The sequence below is a fragment of the Leptothoe sp. EHU-05/26/07-4 genome (assembly GCF_043421015.1).
Classification (GTDB): Bacteria; Cyanobacteriota; Cyanobacteriia; order Phormidesmidales; family Phormidesmidaceae; genus Leptothoe; species Leptothoe turfae.
The window spans coordinates 225,644-244,319 of the sequence record NZ_JAXSQV010000005.1; the positions used below are offsets into that span (position 1 = coordinate 225,644).

Genomic DNA, 18,676 nt, shown 5'->3' on the forward strand with positions numbered 1-18,676 from the left:
GAAAAATCTTTACCATAAATTGTCAATATCTATTCTAATTAAAGCCTGATTAATTATTTTGTTGCGAATATATATCTCTATGTAACGTCCTTTGAATCAGTCGTGCTTTCCCCGGAAACCGTTTCTACAATGGAATATATAAGTAGTCTTTGATATAGTGCTCTATGGCCAGCAAGACAGTCTTGACGACAACGGCAACTAAGACCGTTGGTGAGATGATGACAGCGCCTCCTTTGACGGCTACACCAGAGATGTCCCTCAAGGATGCAATTCAGCTGCTGGCTACCCATCGGATTAGTGGCTTGCCTGTGGTTGATGCTACTGGAGAAGCTGTTGGGGAGATTTCTGAAACTGATTTGATGTGGCAGGTGAGTGGTGCGTCGTTGCCCGCCTATGTCATGTTGCTGGATAGCATTGTGTATCTGACTAATCCCGCTCGCTACAGTCAAGAATTGCATAAGGCTTTAGGGCAGACTGTTGCTGATGTGATGTCTCGTAAGGTGACCGTGGTGCAGGCTGATGACGACTTGCAGCGGGCTGCTCAGCTCATGCATGACAAACAAATTCGTCGATTAGTGGTTGTTGATGATGACAGACACGTTATTGGCATTCTGACCCGTGGTGACATTGTGCGTGAACTGGCTCAGCAATACACCTAAAATGCATGTACGTATTTCACATGCATTTTTAACCTATGGGCATCTCGCCAGATCAAATAAAACAACAGCTAGCATCTGAAGATTTAGGTCAGCGGTTGCGAGCGGTCAATTTACTGCGGAATATTGATCCGTCAGTTGCGTTTGAGCTCATTCAAGCTGTCGTGAGTGACAGCAGCTCACGGGTCCGCTATGCCGCCATCAGTCAATTTTCTTCCTTAGGGAGCCAAGATAGAGACACTGCGCTTACGATATTACGAGGAGCACTATTCCACGATCCAGAAGCGGATGTGCAAGCAGCAGCGGCAGATGCTCTTGGGGCCTTACATTTGGTGGAAGCCTATGATGATTTGGCGACCGCCTACAACAATACATCGGAATGGATTGTGCAAATGAGCATTGTTGCTTGTTTGGGAGAACTGGGTGTGGCTCGTGCTTTTGACCTGTTACAGCAGGCACTGAAGTCAGAAACCAATTTGATTGCGTTGACTGCTATTGGGGCCCTTGGTGAGCTCAAAGACCCTCGTGCAGTGCCGCTGCTGTTAGATTTTGTAGGCAGTGATGATTGGCAAGTTCGCCATCGTGTTGCCCAAGCACTCAGTCATTTTTTAGATAGCCCTCAAGCCGAGACTGTGCGTCCTGCGATGATGAGCCTAGCTGAAGACAGCTCGGAAATCGTTGCTGAGGCTGCTAAATATTATTTGCCATAAGCCGAGACTGTGCGTCCTACGATGATAAGCCTAGCTGAAGATAGCTCGGAAATCGTTGCGACTGCTAACTATTATTTTCCTTAGTTTTTGAGCGACTGACGCATCGTTGTGAGTCGCTTTAAGCCGTATCCATATATTTAAAAACTAGTAAATTTTTATTGGTGCACCTTCAAGAAGAAATTAAGTAAAATTGAAAAATATCAACCGTATTTGTTCGGACTATAAAACGAGTTGTTAAATGTTACGAACAGATGCCTGGTTGAAATTACTTAGTATTAATTTGATGTGCTCCGGTTGCGACATAATTTAGCTTGAATTTCTGATGGTTAGCCCTTAATCAGAGATTAACCAGAAACTTTTTGAGACTGAGCTTTTGGGCTATAGATAACGTCCTATTGTTTATGGCATACCCCATCGTTCTTTCGCATGTTGCCAATCTTAGCTTATGGGTTAATCGCTTGCCTGGTATGCATCTTAGAACTTGAAAAGAGTAACTACAGCAAGCTAATACATATCGTTTATGTCGAAAAAAATGATTCAGTTCTAAAGGCTGAATCTAAAGCGGAAGTGAAATAAAAAATATTTTTATCTAAGCCTTAGAAAACATGAAAGTAGCAATTGGTTCGATAGTTTTTTCTGTTTTTCGGTTTGAGTTATTGCATATCTGATATATTAGATGTGTGCAAGAAGGCTTATTAATTCCCTGTAGTACGGATTGCTTACATCCATTTAAAAACTGTTTTTACTTTCGTATAGATAGTTCAAGTTTAATTTTTAAGGCTAAAGTTTGTGTTGATTTTAGGGCTGCCAGCAATATAGGCAGACTTGGTGTTGGGGATTGATTGCATGGTTAGTGCGATGACATTATCCAATGGAGTTAAGTGGGACAAACTTAGTTTTGCCTCGACTCTATATCTGTATCCAGTCATTGATACGTTATTGGAGCATGCGCCATCACAGATGCGTGATGAGCTACGTTTAGGTTTGCAAGAAGCTTTGGTCAATGCCGCAAAGCATGGCAATAGTCTGGACCCAAGTAAGCATGTTTCTGTTCAATATGCTGAGGTCCAGGGCTGTTATTGGTGGATCATCACGGACCAGGGGAATGGGTTTGAAATACCCCATGGCTGTCGTATTTGCCCTGATGACGGTTCAGATGGTGAGAGCCTGGGCGACTGTGGTCGTGGTCTGTTTATCCTGCATCAAATTTTTGATCAGGTTCATTGGTCTCCTAAGGGCAATGAAGTTCACCTTTGTAAGCGTTTACGGCGTCGACCGAACTGGTTGCTCTGGTGGCAAGATTTATGGGGTGCTAAAGGCACCGTTGCCATGGGCTGAATGAGTCTGAAGCTTTTATAATTGGTATGCCTGTTATTTGGTAAGGCATGATCTGTTTGCGTCTTTGCTTGATGTAGGACATTAGTATCTATGGCCTACGAACCGCTGCATCACAAATATCGTCCTCAAACGTTTGCCCAGCTTGTTGGGCAGGGTGCGATCGCAACAACCCTTTCCAATGCCCTTCAGCAAAATCGCATTGCTCCGGCCTATCTTTTTTGTGGCCCTAGGGGAACCGGCAAAACCTCCAGTGCTCGTATTTTAGCCAAGTCACTGAACTGCTTAAGTAGTGAGGTACCTACATCTGCCCCCTGCGGTCAGTGTCAGGTCTGTCGTGAAATTACCGTTGGTGCCTCCCTAGACATTGTTGAAATCGATGCGGCTAGTAATACGGGTGTTGATAATATTCGTGAGCTGATTGAACGAGCCCAGTTTGCCCCAGTGCAGTGTCGTCATAAGTTATATGTGCTGGACGAGGTGCATATGCTGAGTACAGCGGCGTTTAATGCTCTACTTAAAACCTTAGAAGAGCCCCCACCCCACGTTGTATTTGTACTAGCCACCACTGATCCCCAGCGGGTGTTACCCACGATTATTTCCCGCTGTCAACGGTTTGACTTTCGTCGCATTCCCTTAGATGCGATGGTTCAGCACTTAAATTACATTGCTCAGCAAGAGGCGATTGCCATTGCTCCTGATGCTTTGCAACTAGTGGCGCAGCTTTCCCAAGGGGGATTGCGTGATGCCGAAAGTTTGCTCGACCAGCTAGGTCTCCTCGATGGTGAAATTACCATTGAAGCGGTGTGGGATCTGGTGGGAGCCGTTTCTGAACGTGATTTGCTTGCCCTAGTCCAGGCAGTGAGTGCTGACGACGGTGCCCAAGTTCTGATTTTGGCCCGTCAATTAATGGATCGGGGCCGTGAACCTCTGATGGTGTTGCAAAGCCTGGTGGCCTTTTACCGAGATCTTTTGATTGCAAAAACCGCTGGTGAGCGCCGTGATTTAGTGGCAATTACCCCGCCTGTTTGGGCAGAGATGGTGAACTTTGCCCAGGCTTTGCCATTGCCATTGTTGCTGTCGAGTCAACAGCATCTGCGAGCTGCCGAAGTACAAGTCAAAAATACAACTCAGCCCAGGCTTTGGTTAGAAATCACTCTAATGGGCCTATTGCCCTCAGCGTTGGGGCAGGTAAATGTGGCGACACCAGTGGTGACTGCACCAGTGGTGACTCAATCCACGGCTCAACCGCCTATGCCAAAAGCAATCAGTTCACCCCCGCCTGTGGCTGAACCACCCATTGTTGCTCAGAAGCATACACCAGAAGAAAAAGCTACTACAGTAGCCCCAACACCAGTACCTAAACCTCAAAGTGAACCGCAGAAGAATGTGGTTCACTTTGAGCCAGAGCCACAGCCAAAACCTCAGGAGGATAAGGCCGCAAAGGGCGCATCGGTTGTGAATGCTCGGCCTGCTCCTACTGACGCTCATATCCCTCAGCCTACGTCTGCTGTTAACAATTCGGTTGAACAACCTTCTGCGATGGCCGATGCCCCTGCCATGGGCAGTATCAATGATATTTGGGCCAAAATTGTGACTCAACTACAGCCCTTTGGTACAAAGGTTCTGATGCGTCAGCAAGCCAAGTTACTGACCTGTGATGGTGTAGAGGCAACGGTCGGTATTCGGTCTCAGCCGTTGATGCGCATGGCTCAAGATCGATTAAGTAATGTCGAGATTGCGTTTGAAAAAGTTTTCGGCCATAAAATCCGAGTAACGATGGTAGTTGCAGCGGAAGAGCAAGCGGCTGCCCCTGCTGCTGTACCGACATCGCCACCAACTGTGGTGCCATCAGTGTCGCCACCACCGGTTTTGCCACCACCGGTTTCGACGCCATCACCACTGTCTAAGCCAACGCCCCATAGCGCTAGCACCACTTCTTCTCCTAGACTTGCTGATACGCCTGCGTCGCCACAACCCGCTGTGGCAGCATCTGTTACAGCGACTCCCTCTCCCTCAGCTCCGCCGCCACCCACTTCTACAGCCAGCAACGCGTCTATTGCAGCTAATGAATGGCAAGGAGAAAACGAACTGGACCGCAGTGTCAAAAGCTTTGCTCAATTCTTTAATGGCCAGATTGTTAACCTGGATGATGAGGCGACGGAAGTTCCCTCTACACCATCTGCGGAACCTGGTCCTGATGTCCCGTTTTAGAGGTCAAGCTAGTGGTGGAAGGGAATAGAGCAGAGGGGCAATAAGCCCACCACTAACCCTGAAAGGCAGCCATAGGTGACGAAGGACCATTGGGGTTGAAACCCATAATCATGGTCTGATAACAACGCATCAATCCGTCGACTTAATCGACTGCTAGGAACCGTACAGCTAAAGTTAGCAACTGTTATCGGTGACAGGGGGGCGGCAATGACCTGTACCAAGGATTCTGCCAAGGTTAAACGATCAACCGAGTGGGTAGCCCAGTCATCGGCTCGAATTTCCCGTAGGAGTAGTAACTCCTGCCAAAGTTCATCCGTGTAAGGCAGCCAACAGGTGATACGTCGCAGCCATCCTAACCAGAAGAACCAAAACGTGTCGCGGTAGTGATAATGCGCTTTTTCATGGGCAATCACTGCCGCTAAATGTTCACTGTCAAGGGTGTCGATGAGTCCCTGGCTAATCACTAACTCCGACGACCAGAGCCCGATTTGTGCACTAAATGCGGTGTCTTCATCCATTAATCGACTGGGAGTACCCTGCACCATTTGCTGAGGATATTGCCGGATGTGGACAATGCTTTTGTGGGCTTGCCATCTCAGGTAAATCAAGATGCCCAGGCTAATGACTAAAAATAACCAGGCGGTTGTGTAACTAATCCAGCCTTCCAAGGGGCTGACTACATGACCGTGGGGACCCATGATAATAATGGCCACCGCAGTGGTTAGTAGCAAGATGGGGGATATCAGTAATAGGGATAAAACCGTTAGCCAGTGCGCATTTTGTAGACAGCGTCCAGTGAGGGCCAACCGGAGTAGGATTGCGGCTGAGATCGCACCCCCCATTAAACTCACATGCATCATGGCTATTTCTCCTGCCCCTGTTGGTTGTTTGAGCGAGCTCGTCGCGCTGCCTGAATACGTTTGGTAATGGCTTCTAGCTGGTCCAAACTATCTTGGTCAAGGGTATCTGCAAAGGCCGCCACAATATCTGGATTACTAGCTGCTAAAAACTGATGTAAACGCTCATGGGATTCCAGAATTTTGGCATTGTTGGCTGAAAGTAGGGGCTCCCAATGATAAGCCCTGCCCACCCGCCGCTTAGCAATCCAACCCTTTTTTTCGAGGCGACGTAGCACCGTAGCCACCGATGAATAGGTCAAATCCCGGTCAATATCTTCCAGAATTTGGTTATGAATTGCCGTTGCTGATGTCGTTCCCAATTGCCATAGGATATCCAAGATTTCAGTTTCGAGCGGCCCCAACGACAATCGCTTGGGACGATAGGCCGGAAATTTCGACATCAGCTAACTCTGAAGACACTAGTTTCCCTAACTAGTGTATCGCCCGAAGTCCGATATTCTCATGGCGGGTCTCATATTACTCACACAACTATAAACTGTGACCAAGTGTCACTTGAGATATCCAGAGTTAACTAACAGAATAGAGAAACTTAAATGCGCAGATGTGCAAATCAAGGTTGAATTTAGAGGTGGTACTTGCCACCTCTATTTTATTTTTTGTCTTCTTTTGCGACTTTGATCGCGACTGCTATAAAAAACGAGTCTAGCGATCTGAATCAAGATTTAGTGCATTGTGATCTGACTAAAGTTGGTGGCAAACCCACAGATTATGTCACTGCATTCATCATCAAGGATGTCAGTTTCAGACAAAGTAGGCTGCCAGCCACCTAAATAACCAATAAAGCCGCCAGTTGACTGAGCCATGCGTAAATCACTGGTGGAATCCCCAATAACCATTCCCTGCCCAGGTGAGAGTCCGATGCTTTGACACGCGGCGGGCAAAAAATCTGGTGCGCCCTTGGTAGGATGTGGGCTACTGGTACCCTGGAGCTTGTCAAAGTAGGTCTGTAGCTGATAACGATTAACAAAATCCTCAAGATTGCTCTGGGTGTCAGCAGAAACCATGATCACGCTTAATCCCACGTGCCGTAGCCGCTGTAAAAAATCTAAAACGCCGGGGAGGAGCGGGGTGTAAGCAGCTTTAGGTGAACATTGCTGATCCGCTACTGTCAGACTGTGAATTGCCAGTTCTAATGCCTTTACCCATGGGTATCCTGCCATGGCAGCAGCAGCAGCGGTTCCAATAATAGTTTCTTGGCGACTGCCTACGGCTAATAATCCAGAAGCACTTAAACCCGTAGAGTCTATGCCCAATGCCTTGAGGGTAAGCCCATAGGCACCTGGTAAACTTTGCTCCATCAGCTTTGCCTGGTTATAGCCCAACTGCTGAAGGTAAGCAGCCACATCGGCCAGGGTACCGTCTTTGTCTAAAAAGACAGCATCGATGTTTGTAAACTGTTTGCCGTTACAAAAGACAGTGACCACGGACTTAACTGTGACGAAATAAACAATAAAAAATGTGGGACGTTACGTCCCACATTTAGCTCAAGCAAGTGTCAGGTTACCTGAGTAGCCTTGCTATCTGAAGTAGATGGCTTTCTGCTGAAGAGAGCTAATTACTCCGCAACAGCCATTGCCGTTGCATCTTCATCGGTGTAGACGTCGTCGTCGTCGCTAGCTTCAACTTCGCCAGCAGCGGCAGCGGCTTCAGCTTCAGCCGCTTTCAACAATTGTTGACGATAGCGCTCAGCCATTTCCTCGGCTTTCTCAAACACGATGTCAGGGTTCTTGACCATATCACCGGGTTCGGGCTCAAGCTGTTTGGTGGATAGTGAAATGCGGCCACGCTCAGCATCAAGATCAATGATCATGACCTTGATCTCATCATTCACATTGAGCACCGTATTGGGCGTATCGATGTGATCATGAGAGATTTCAGAAATGTGCAACAGACCGCTGACACCACCGATATCGATAAAGGCACCGTAGGGCTTGAGACCGCGTACTGCACCAATCACCACTTCGCCCACTTGCAGACCGTTCATCTTACGCTCAACTAACGCACGACGATGGCTCAATACAAGACGGTTTCGCTCTTCATCAACTTCAAGAAACTTCAGGGGAAGAGCTTCACCGACAAGATCTTCCTTAGGTTTGCGAGTACTGATGTGGGAACCGGGGATAAATCCGCGCAGCCCTTCAATTCTTACCAAAGCTCCACCACGGTTAGTGGCAAATACATCAGAGCGAACAGTAGCGTCCTCGTTTTGTAGCTGACGTACACGCTCCCACGCTCGCATATATTCAATGCGTCGAATGGAGAGGGTTAGCTGGCCATCTTCATTTTCATCTGTCAAGATAAAAAATTCACGAGTCTCATTGGACTGAAGCACCTCATCCGCAGCTTCGACACGATTGATTGACATCTCTTGGATGGGCAAATAAGCAGCGGTTTTTGCACCAATATCAATCAAAGCGCCCCTAGGCTCGATGCTAAAAACTGTCCCAGGAACGATATCACCAGGACTGAAATGGTAATCGTACTGATCTAATAAAGCTTCAAAGTCTTCATGAGTAAAACCAATATCGGCTTGTGTCGTTTCAAGATTGACCATGCTAGATGTTTCCTACGGTTTCTCCATAATTGAGTGGACATGTTGTGCGTCTGTGTGCCGCCCCTACATTGATCCAGATTTTATCTCAGACAAGGCTAGGGCATCACTCAAAATGCGCTACCGTTAACCCTTTACTAAATAGCTCTGAGTGGTCAGACTCCTAGATAGATTGCTAATTGCTATCTAAAATGCTGACATGAACCTGAACTGGGCTCAGGACTTAGAGCCTTGCAAAGCAAGTAATACTAACACACATGAGGGCTCGACACGGAAACCCGTACCGAAAATTAGCAAACTACACAAACCTTCGCAAGACTATTTATGATAAGTGAATTTAGTCCTGCTGTCACTGACTATTAATGTATTGATGTAGGCTTATTTCTTGAGAATTGTATTTTCAAGGGGCCACATCCTACACGGTTAATGCCGAACCGTTACGATTACCGTTGGTTATGTAGGGCTGGGTTTCGGTCGTTGCTTCGTCCTCCTGTAGGTGGTTGAGGGCATCTGCAAAGTCTCGAATGCCAGTAAATTGACGATATACCGATGCAAAGCGGACATACGCAACTTCGCTTAAGGGTTGGAGCTGCTGTAAAACAAGCTCACCAATGTCTGCACTAGCAATTTCTCTGGTTGTGCGCTGCTGTAGGTCTGCTTCGATATTGTCAACGATGGTTTCTAAACGACTGGCTTCAATGCCTGTTTTTTCGCAGGCTCGAGCAATGCCTCTGAGGAGTTTGGAGCGATTAAATAATTCCCGATTGTTATTGCGCTTAACCACAGTGATGGGCACATATTCAATGCGCTCATAGGTGGTGAACCGACTATTGCACTTGAGGCACTCCCGACGACGTCGAATGCTACGGCCAGATTCTGCCGATCTCGATTCTAAGACACGATTGCTGGGATGCTGGCAAAAGGGACACTGCATAAACCACTAAACCCAAAATCAGTGAAGTGAGGGCCGCTTTAGTCAGCGGCCCGCTTATTAGACCACGCTTAAAACAAAAATAGAGGCTAACTTCGCTAAATGCAAAGAAGTTAGTACCTCTATTATGTCATCCAGACTCTGTTAGGTAACAGATATGCTAGTTGCCAAGCTGGTTCAATGATTGATTTGGGCTTGGCAATCGAACATCTTTAGTCTTTTTTGATCCGGGGGGGCTCACGAAATGCGATCGCAAAAAAGAGCGTACCGATAATACAGGTGAAAATCAGAATGTAAGCAACACTTTCCATGGTTTCGTCCTACTCAATTTACAGTCAGTTCCACTGCTGTAGAAACAAGCAATGGTTGCCATTGGTTACTACCATTATTCCAAAAAAATGGCCCAGCGTAATCCATTCGCTGGGCCATTTCCTTAGCCTAAGACTCGTACTTAACGATTTGTTGCACGAGTAGTCGTGTCTCCAACCTTCTGGAAGAAGCCCCACTCAACCTGCTCCTCAGAGAGGTCGGGGTCAATACCAGCGAATACGTCGCGGTATAGAGTCCGGGAACCATGCCAGATGTGGCCAAAGAAGAACAGCAGTGCAAACACCGCGTGGCCAAAGGTAAACCAACCGCGAGGACTAGAACGGAATACACCGTCAGACTCTAGAGTCTCAAGGTCGAATTCGAAAGGCTCACCTAGTAAAGCCTTACGGGCGTAGCGCTTAACCCGAGCGGGATCCTTGATAGTTTGACCATCTAGCTCACCACCGTAGAAAGAAACGGTTACACCAGTCTGCTCAATACTGAACTGAGACTCAGCACGTCGGAACGGAATATCCGCACGAACTACACCGCTGGAGTCAGTCAAGATCACTGGGAAAGTCTCAAAGAAGTTGGGCAAACGACGAACAGAAAGCTCACGACCCTCAGCATCTTTGAAGACAGGATGGCCAAGCCAGCTAGTTGCAATCCCGTCACCACTATCCATAGGACCTACGCGGAACAAACCACCCTTAGCAGGGCTGTTGCCAACATAGTCATAGAAAGCGAGCTTCTCAGGAATATTCTGATAAGCTTCAGTACGGCTTAGTCCGTCAGCCATGTCGGCCTGTACACGGCGCTCAATCTCTTGTTGGTAATAACCAGAGTCCCACTGATAGCGGGTAGGGCCAAACAACTCAACAGGAGTAGTCGCGTTGCCGTACCACATGGTGCCAGCCACTACGAATGCTGCAAAGAAAACAGCGGCAATACTACTGGATAGTACAGTTTCAATGTTACCCATACGCAACGCCTTATAAAGACGCTGAGGTGGGCGCACCGTCAGGTGGAATAGGCCTGCCACAATGCCGACAATACCAGCGGCAATGTGGTGAGCCACAATACCACCCGCATTGTAGGGGTTAAATCCAGCAGGACCCCATTCAGGAGCGACGGGTTGAACGTGCCCAGTGATGGCATAGGGGTCAGATACCCACATACCAGGTCCCCAGACACCGGTTAGATGGAATGCTCCGAAACCGAAGCAAAGTAAACCAGATAAGAACAGGTGAATACCGAACATCTTAGGTAAGTCCAAAGCGGGCTCACCAGTTCGGGGGTCACGGAATAGATCCAAATCCCAGAAAACCCAGTGCCAAACTGCTGCTAAGAACAGTAGGCCAGATAGCACGATGTGTGCCAGTGCAACGCCTTCAAAAGACCAGAAGCCAGGATCAACACCTGTCTCACCAGTCACACTCCAACCGCCCCAAGACCCGGTTACACCGAGGCGAGACATGAAGGGAAGAACAAACATTCCCTGACGCCACATGGGGTTCAGGGCAGGATCACTTGGGTCAAATGTAGCAAGCTCAAACAGGGCCATAGAGCCAGCCCAGCCTGCCACAAGTGCAGTATGCATTAGGTGTACAGAAATCAGTCGTCCGGGATCGTTAATAACGACTGTATGTACCCGGTACCAGGGTAGTCCCATTGACTACGCGCCTCCTCCTAGTTTGGAAATGTTAGCCGTACATTAAAATACCGATACAAACAGGCTACCAGATCCCCCCATTGACTCCAAAGGCAAGCCCCAATGAATTGCTATTTAGCAGTGAAGAAAACTGGAGATGATGGACAGATAGCCTTATGCGGTAATGAATCCAGACGATTCCCGACGGACTAATCCACTCAAATCCAAAGATTAAAGTGTATAAAGAAGTGTAACTAGAGTTCATAATCCAATGCAAGCTGAATTGCTTGGGATTGTGACACTCGCGGCATTCTCGACGTTATAGCGATTGCTTTTGGAGCCCTTCGATGCCCACTATTAAGTTTGTTAAAGAAGATGTTGAGGTCACAGCGGCGGATGGAGCGAATCTACGTCAGAAGGCGATAGATAACCGCGTTGATGTCTATACATTCACTGGCAAAATGATGAACTGCGGTGGATATGGTCAATGTGGTTTATGTGTCGTTGAAATCACTGAAGGGTTAGATAACCTATCTCCGCGTACTGCAGTGGAAGAAAAAAAACTCAAAAAACGTCCTGGTAACTGCCGCTTGGCATGTCAGACGCTGGTCAATGGACCGATTAGTGTGGTGACTAAACCGAAGAAGAAAAAGTGATGCATCGAATGCATTCAGTTGATTTATCGGGATTTAGTTAGCTTTTGAGCTAGCTGTATCGCTAACTTCAATTCACAAAGCTGTGGCTTCATTGAGTTGAACCAGAGTGATATGCTTAGCCATGTGGTTTGTTGTTGAGAGAGATAATAGCTGAGTCCTATGGAAGTTAATAATCTGGGGTTTGTAGCCAGCATCCTTTTCGTGTTTGTCCCAACCGTATTCCTGCTTATTCTTTACATTCAGACTAAAGAATAGTAGACGGGTCAACATGGCAACAGTGAGCTCAGCTTTCTGTTGATACCAAGCCGAAAGCTTTTTTGTGCAGAAGCCGATCGTCAGACTAAATGAGCATTTTTGTTTATTTATATTGCGCTTAGTCTATTGCGGACTTTTGCAGATACTTAGAGCAGATATTAAATATCTCAGGCTAGCTGTTTTAAGGCTAGGTATGGGTACTGGCCATGGCTAAGTACCCATTTTTATGGTTCCTTATACCCTGCTGTAGGCTTGCCATGCTTGCCAAAATACATAGGTGGCTAAAACGCACAGCAGGATACGAAATAATACGCTAACAACCTGTTCTGGCAGTTTGGGTAAAAAACGAGTGCTGATTTGGACGCCCACCAGACCACCTAGACCCAGGCTCAAACCAGCTCCATAGACGATATCTCCCTTAAGGCTGTTGTGGATGCAGGCAACACATGAGGTCAGAGCAATGACGGCCAAGCTATTACGGACAGCAGTTTTCATGCCGGTATTCATCAGTAATATCTGTAAGGGCACCATCACGACGCCGCCGCCCACACCGAACAAACCGGCCATAAACCCTGAGGTGCTACCGGTAATTAAACGAGCGGGAATGGGAGGGATCTGATTGGGGGGCTGGACTGTGGTCGCCACCCGCTTCTTTAAGCTAACCAGGTAGATATTGGCTAGCAGCAATATGCCAAATGCGGCTCGTCGCCAGTGTTCGGAAAGTAATTCTCCAAACTCTGTGCCTATGATGACTAGGGTGGCTGCTGGGATTGCCAACAGCACAACTTGTTTGGGCTGTAGGTAACCCATGCGCCAGTTTTGAAAACTGCCTGTGGTGGCTGTGATTAAAATAGCGAACAAACTGGTGGCAGCTGCTTGGTCTACATTGATGCCAAATAACAGCAATAAAGGCACCATCAGCACACCGCCACCAATACCCAGCAGTCCCGCTAATACCCCTGCAGCTAAGCCACCTAACGTTAACAAGACACTATGGGGAAGGGGCATGGGTGGATGAAGTAGACAATTTCAGCATTTTCCCACAGTTGTTGGGATGATGAATGCCTAGGTCATGCAGAGAAAATATAATTATGGCAGGGGTCCCAACGGCTATTTGCTGACCCTGGGGCCGTATCGCTTAGGACTGGTTCAGGATCGGCTCTAGGTTAATGTATTGCTCAACGGTATTGGCCAGTTCGTTTAGCGTAGAATCCCGCTGGTCGCGGTAATTAGCAATGCCAGTGGGTAAAGACCCCAAGCCCCGCTGCTGTCTGAGGCGATTTAGCCAGGCTCGTCGCCAGGGTCCATTATCAAAAATGCCGTGTAAGTAAGTGCCCCACAGGGATTCAGTTTCGTCGACGATACCCAGGCTGCGATCGTCGAAAATGGGCTGGAACTTAGGCCCTGGTTCACCACCTTCAGGGGTCATCACTAGCTGAGTACGCCCGTGGTGAATCTCGTAGCCATTGACGGGTAAGCCCTCTTGGGGGTACTTCGAGCTTACAGACCGCTGACGTGCCACTTTGTTTTGGGTAATCACTGTGCGCAAAGGCAGAATGCTCAGACCCCTAAAGCGGCCTTCTTGACCTTCTAGACCTTCTGGGTCAGCTAGCATTTGTCCCATTAGCTGGAAGCCACCGCAAATACCGAGGACTGTGCCTCCTGCTGCTGCGTAGTTTTGAATTGCCTCAGCCATGCCGGTGCGTTGCAAAATCAGCAAGTCAGCAATGGCTGTTTTGGTTCCTGGCAAAATCACAGCGTCGGGATGTCCCAAATCATCCTTAGGACTGAGATACCTGACATTAACTGAGGGTTCAGCCTCTAGAGGATCAAAATCTGTGAAGTTAGAAATCCTGGGTAGGCGAATAACCGCGATATTGAGTTCGGCGGATTGTTTTTCCACAGGGCGGTCCATGAGGGAAACGGAGTTTTCTCTAGGGGACGCGCTTTCAATCCAGGGGATCACACCCAGAACTGGAATGCCTGTGCGCTTTTCTATCCAATCAATGCCCGGCTGAAGCAGACTCTTTTGACCGCGAAACTTATTGATAACGATGCCTTTGACCAGCTCACGTTCATCGGGCTCTAGTAGCTCAAGGGTGCCGACGATATGGGCAAAGGCTCCACCCCGATCAATGTCAGTAACCAATATTGTCGGAGCTTTTAGGGCTTTGGCCACTCGCATATTAGCGAGATCTCGCTGTTTGATATTGATTTCGGCCGGGTTGCCGTCTCCTTCACAAATCAGTAGGTCAAATTCTTGGCCCAAGCGCGCCAGGCTTTCTTGTACTGCTTGCCAACCGGTTTCAAAATAAGTCTCGTAATAGTGGGTCGGCGTGGTTTGGCCAACGGGACGACCTTTGATGATGACCTGAGATGCTTGGCCGTTTTGAGGTTTTAGCAGGACTGGATTCATTTCGGCCTGCGGAGAGACACCTGCTGCCCAGGCTTGTACTGCTTGGGGATAACCGATTTCAGCGCCGTTAGCGGTGACGTAGGTGTTAGGGGCGGTATTGTGTCCCTTGAAGGGAGCTACTCGCCAGCCACGACGGCTCAACATACGACAAAGTGCTGTGACGAGTAGAGATTTCCCTGCGTGGGAGGTAGTACCCACTACCATAATGGCCTTCATGCTAGAGCGTCTCCCGGTTTAATTGAATTTTTAGTGATTGCAATATTGAGTTGAGATAGATAACTGAAATAACGGCTTTTCGATACAAGGTTTGGGAATTGTGATGTATAAGACTAGAAACTTGAATAAGTAAGGTGAGTAGTGAATCCTGAAACTTAACGTGTTGGCAGGCTGCTGTGGTGTGGGTAAAGCTTAACAGCAGTTGTGTTGAGGATGCTCATCACTTGCTGATAGGTCAGTTGGTGGTTAACCATCCGCACTATTGCTTAAACTTACCCAAACTTCATTACTTAGACATCGTCACTTTTGCGCACTGTCGCAGCTGTAGACGATAGTCTCAAAATTTACCTGGCTACGATAGCCAAGTCGGTAGTCTTAACCAACGGTTTCTGGCATTGAGTAAATAATCCAGGGGGCTCCCAGTGGAATCCGGACGACCTGCTGCTTCCCATTGTTCTACGAGTTGGCGGCCAATGGGTGTCAGACGAAAGCTGTCGGTCAAGCCTTGGCCATCGACTTCGCGACGGACGATGCCGACGGTTATTAACCAGCCCAGATGATTGTCGGCGGCTACTTCGGAGAGGGGCTGGCGTGTGTAACCGCTGAGCATGCCACGTGCGTCCATAATGGCACGTAGGGGAACGCTTTGCGATCGCATCGTCGCTAGCAGCTTCATATAAAACGGGGCACAGCGCACAGCTCGCTTGGCGCGAGTCAGGGTTTTGGGGGAGAGGGGCAGAGATGTCGAAGTCATGGGCAAATCGTCAATTGGCAGTAGGCAATGGGGGGGCAGATATTGGGTAGGGTGGGCACTGCCCACCCTACTACGCAATTATTCTTCTTCGGTCTCAATAGTTGCGGTACCCATAGTTTCTTCAGTATCCCTGTTTAACCCATTCGCTGCATCTCCCGCTTCATTAACTGGGAAACGATTGAGCAGGTGGGCTGCCTGGCGAGCGGTTGATTTAACAGTGCTGGGCAAAAATGGTACGTGGGGAATTTGGGCCAATATATCGAGGGTGCGCCGCAGAATTCGAACGACATCCCCTTCGTCAAGACTGGTGTTTTGGCAAAGCTCATTCCATTCGGTTTCTAACGCCCATGTTTCCACCAGCGCAATGAGATTCCATTCCAGGGATACTGGCAGGGTGACCTGGTAGCGCCGCTGCTGCTGAAATATTTGACGCCGTGTGGAACGCAGACCTTCTAAGGCTGCTGTAACAGCATGAGATGTGCGGTATCGGGTCCAGGTATCGGGGCGGGTGATTTCGGTGACAATGGCTGCGCAAGCAGCGGCAAACTGATGGGGCGGCAGATGATCAAATTCACCAGAGCCCAGGGCCAAGGCTATCCACAGCTCATTTTCTCCTCGAATCGCGGCGGCCATTTTGCCAAAATTGGTCGGCTGGTTATTTTCTAAACCGCCAAAATTTTCAAGAATGGCCATCAGATTGAGGAATTCTTGCCAATAGCGACCTGCATATTTGTTGTATTTGGCTTTGCGATCGCTCAGCTCAGCTTCCAGGGTTGAAAGCCGCTGTTGCTTTTTCAATAGGGTTTTGGGCTTGCCAAATTGATTGAGGGGATGACTGTCTAACTTGGCCTCTACAGAGAGCATGCGATCGCGCTGTTCTTTGACCTCCGGTGCGAGCTCATCCAATGTCGGTAACGCTTGGGGAACAGCTTGAGCTACCGTAGCCGTAGTTTCATCGCCAGGGCATTTGTTGCCCGCTTTCATGGTGAGAGCATCAGGTGGAATCAGGTGATCCACCGCAGCGATGCGCTCATATTTTTCATACAGCGCAAAAACATCGCGGGGAGCTGCCATGAGCCATTGGTTATCACCGGTCAGACATACTAGATAGGGCACCTTGTTTGGCCCCTGTAATTTAGTGACCAATACCGCTGGTATCGGGTTGGCGACGGGGATATGTTTTCCCTTGAGGGATAGAACTGTGCCTGCGATCGCAAAGTTGATCACCGTGTGTAGATCGCCAGTCAATGTTTCCGTGGCCTGCTGATCCAAAATTTTCAGCAGTCGACGTTCCTCCCGCAGGTGTTCCTTTAATTTGGCATATTCGGCAATTTGCCCATCGCCAACGGCTGCCAACTGTTCACGAATCAGCTCAATATTATGCTCTACATCATTAATGGCCTGTTGTTGGGGCGTCAGATGCAGGGTGGAAAGATATTGACCAAAACTGCGTTCGACTAGATCGCGGGTCTCTTCCAGGGAATGGGTTTGGAGTAAATTCAGCACCATGCCATAGCTAGGGGTGAACTGACTGACCAGTGGGTCTGGTTTAGCCAGGGCTAAATAGCCAGCTTCCCTGGCCCCCTCAAAGGGAGTTTCTACGGTAACCACATGGCCTTCTACATCCATGCCCCGTCGCCCTGCCCGTCCTGCCATTTGCAAAAATTCTGAGGCATGGAGCAGTCGATGACCGCTATCGGTGCGCTTTGACAAACTAGAAATCACTGTGGTGCGCGCAGGCATATTGATGCCTGCTGCCAGGGTCTCGGTGGCAAAAACAACCTTGATCAATCCTGCCTGGAAGAGTTCTTCCACCAGACCTTTCCACGCAGGCAAAAGGCCTGCATGGTGAGCGGCAACTCCTCGATAAAGCGGTTCTACCTGGCCCGCCCGAGCCGCTTCCGGATTAGCAGTTAAGAATTCATCAATCCGCTGTTTGAGAGCTCGGGTTTCTAAAGGGTTAACCAAAGAAAGGCTACTAATGTTCTGTACCGCCTTGTCACATCCTTTACGGCTAAAAATAAAGAAAATGGCTGGCAGCATATCCTTTTGCTGGAGCTGGGCAACCAGAAATTCATTGCCAGCAGTCATGGCCTTTTTCTTTTGCCCCTTCTGGCGGCGAGGGGGCTTGCGATGTTTTTTAAGCCGATCGTGGAGAGCCGTTTTCTTGCTATTTAGGAGTGGAAAGATGCCTTTACCCGTTCCAAAATGCATATTGAGGGGAACAGGACGAAAGTCAGAATAAATCAGCTGACTGGGGCCATGAATCTTCCCAATCCAGTCGGTTAGCTGATCGCCATTGGCTACGGTGGCTGACAGCCCCACCAGTTGAATTTCTGGGGGGCAATAAATAATCGACTCTTCCCAGACAGTGCCACGTTGGCGATCGTTCATATAGTGGCATTCGTCCAGAATTACCGCCTGCACATCCTGAACGGCATCCCCAACTTCTCCCATGGTGGTGCCATAGAGCATGTTGCGAAAGATCTCCGTGGTCATCACCAGAATGGGGGCATCCCGATTGATGGACATATCCCCTGTGAGTAGACCCACCTGGTTATGGCCGAACTGCTCACGAAAATCCCGCAGTTTTTGATTCGACAGAGCCTTGAGCGGTGTGGTGTAAAACACCCGTCTATTGAAGTGAATCGCTCGGTGGATTGCATATTCACCCACCAAGGTTTTACCGGAGCCAGTGGGGGCACAGACGATTACGGACTGTCCTTTATTAAGCGCCTCAATAGCGTCGATTTGAAACGGATCGAGCTGAAACGGAAATAAATTTTCAGGTGCTAGGACCAAAACCTGGAAAGACCTTTACGTAATTGGGGAGTTTGACCACCTCATTGTGCCAGAGGAGTGTGGATGTTGGGAGAATTAATAGTAGGTATAGAGTTTAAGGCAAAATGTTTGTCAAAAGATAGGGGGCAAGAATTTAGGGGGCAATATCTCCTGATTCCCTGCACCTCCACCTAACCCAGATTTCTAAACTATAAGTTGATATCCATGATATGTGCCTAGTATCTAAACGAATTAGATAAATCCATGATGAAGAAATAGACAACCACTTTAATCACTAAGACTTGAGCCGCCTGATGTTGT

The 18,676-nt window shown here is 48.4% G+C and carries 17 protein-coding genes; 6 read left to right on the top strand and 11 right to left on the bottom strand.

The genetic code is table 11. The features are described 5' to 3' along the window. The first annotated feature begins 164 nt into the window (after window positions 1-164). The 4 genes from U2F10_RS19535 to U2F10_RS19550 all read left to right on the top strand — a co-directional run bounded on the left by U2F10_RS19535 (window position 165) and on the right by U2F10_RS19550 (window position 4,915). Complete coding sequence (locus U2F10_RS19535; protein ID WP_006516462.1) at window positions 165-659, top strand: CBS domain-containing protein; 495 nt, start codon at window positions 165-167, stop codon at window positions 657-659. Between the two features lie 35 nt (window positions 660-694). Beyond that, window positions 695-1,366, top strand: a complete 672-nt coding sequence (gene nblB / locus U2F10_RS19540; RefSeq protein WP_499873093.1) for a phycobilisome degradation protein NblB — start codon at window positions 695-697, stop codon at window positions 1,364-1,366. Window positions 1,367-2,224: 858 nt separating this feature from the next. Then, on the top strand, window positions 2,225-2,704 hold the full coding sequence (locus tag U2F10_RS19545) for an ATP-binding protein (protein WP_250564886.1): 480 nt from the start codon (window positions 2,225-2,227) through the stop codon (window positions 2,702-2,704). Between the two features lie 90 nt (window positions 2,705-2,794). Continuing rightward, window positions 2,795-4,915: a DNA polymerase III subunit gamma/tau gene (locus U2F10_RS19550; protein WP_499873094.1), complete on the top strand. Its 2,121-nt coding sequence runs from the start codon at window positions 2,795-2,797 to the stop codon at window positions 4,913-4,915. Window positions 4,916-4,923: 8 nt separating this feature from the next. Here U2F10_RS19550 and U2F10_RS19555 read toward each other — a convergent pair whose 3' ends face one another. The 7 genes from U2F10_RS19555 to psbB form a co-directional block, all read right to left on the bottom strand. After that, complete coding sequence (locus U2F10_RS19555) at window positions 4,924-5,775, bottom strand: M56 family metallopeptidase (protein ID WP_499873095.1); 852 nt, start codon at window positions 5,773-5,775, stop codon at window positions 4,924-4,926. Window positions 5,776-5,777: 2 nt separating this feature from the next. Further along, window positions 5,778-6,215: a BlaI/MecI/CopY family transcriptional regulator gene (locus U2F10_RS19560; RefSeq protein WP_006516457.1), complete on the bottom strand. Its 438-nt coding sequence runs from the start codon at window positions 6,213-6,215 to the stop codon at window positions 5,778-5,780. A gap of 282 nt (window positions 6,216-6,497) precedes the next feature. After that, complete coding sequence (locus tag U2F10_RS19565; RefSeq protein ID WP_499873096.1) at window positions 6,498-7,259, bottom strand: HAD family hydrolase; 762 nt, start codon at window positions 7,257-7,259, stop codon at window positions 6,498-6,500. A gap of 131 nt (window positions 7,260-7,390) precedes the next feature. Further along, window positions 7,391-8,389 (bottom strand): 30S ribosomal protein S1, encoded by a 999-nt coding sequence (locus U2F10_RS19570; protein ID WP_163662857.1) that lies wholly within the window; start codon window positions 8,387-8,389, stop codon window positions 7,391-7,393. A 412-nt stretch (window positions 8,390-8,801) separates the two neighbouring features. Beyond that, window positions 8,802-9,320 (bottom strand): transcriptional regulator NrdR, encoded by a 519-nt coding sequence (gene nrdR, locus U2F10_RS19575; protein ID WP_163662855.1) that lies wholly within the window; start codon window positions 9,318-9,320, stop codon window positions 8,802-8,804. Between the two features lie 209 nt (window positions 9,321-9,529). Beyond that, on the bottom strand, window positions 9,530-9,628 hold the full coding sequence (locus U2F10_RS19580) for a photosystem II reaction center protein T (RefSeq protein WP_006516453.1): 99 nt from the start codon (window positions 9,626-9,628) through the stop codon (window positions 9,530-9,532). Window positions 9,629-9,768: 140 nt separating this feature from the next. Beyond that, on the bottom strand, window positions 9,769-11,298 hold the full coding sequence (gene psbB, locus U2F10_RS19585; RefSeq protein WP_163662852.1) for a photosystem II chlorophyll-binding protein CP47: 1,530 nt from the start codon (window positions 11,296-11,298) through the stop codon (window positions 9,769-9,771). 326 nt (window positions 11,299-11,624) lie between these two features. Here psbB and U2F10_RS19590 point away from each other — a divergent pair, with 326 nt between their 5' ends. Further along, the gene (locus tag U2F10_RS19590) at window positions 11,625-11,933 is read left to right on the top strand and encodes a 2Fe-2S iron-sulfur cluster-binding protein (protein WP_163662849.1); all 309 of its coding nucleotides are present in this window, start codon (window positions 11,625-11,627) and stop codon (window positions 11,931-11,933) included. A 159-nt stretch (window positions 11,934-12,092) separates the two neighbouring features. Further along, a complete protein-coding gene (gene psbM, locus U2F10_RS19595; RefSeq protein ID WP_006516450.1) occupies window positions 12,093-12,188 on the top strand; it encodes a photosystem II reaction center protein PsbM in 96 nt (31 codons plus the stop codon). 234 nt (window positions 12,189-12,422) lie between these two features. On the opposite strand, the gene U2F10_RS19600 is transcribed toward psbM, so the two are convergent. The 4 genes from U2F10_RS19600 to U2F10_RS19615 form a co-directional block, all read right to left on the bottom strand. Continuing rightward, window positions 12,423-13,196 carry a sulfite exporter TauE/SafE family protein gene (locus tag U2F10_RS19600; protein WP_163662846.1) on the bottom strand — a complete coding sequence of 258 codons (774 nt, stop codon included), beginning with the start codon at window positions 13,194-13,196 and terminating at the stop codon, window positions 12,423-12,425. Between the two features lie 130 nt (window positions 13,197-13,326). Continuing rightward, on the bottom strand, window positions 13,327-14,820 hold the full coding sequence (cobQ, locus tag U2F10_RS19605; RefSeq protein ID WP_163662843.1) for a cobyric acid synthase CobQ: 1,494 nt from the start codon (window positions 14,818-14,820) through the stop codon (window positions 13,327-13,329). Window positions 14,821-15,172: 352 nt separating this feature from the next. Then, the gene (locus U2F10_RS19610; protein WP_163662840.1) at window positions 15,173-15,574 is read right to left on the bottom strand and encodes an Npun_F0494 family protein; all 402 of its coding nucleotides are present in this window, start codon (window positions 15,572-15,574) and stop codon (window positions 15,173-15,175) included. 78 nt (window positions 15,575-15,652) lie between these two features. Further along, a complete protein-coding gene (locus tag U2F10_RS19615; RefSeq protein WP_499873097.1) occupies window positions 15,653-18,376 on the bottom strand; it encodes a DEAD/DEAH box helicase in 2,724 nt (907 codons plus the stop codon). Window positions 18,377-18,676 lie beyond the last annotated feature (300 nt).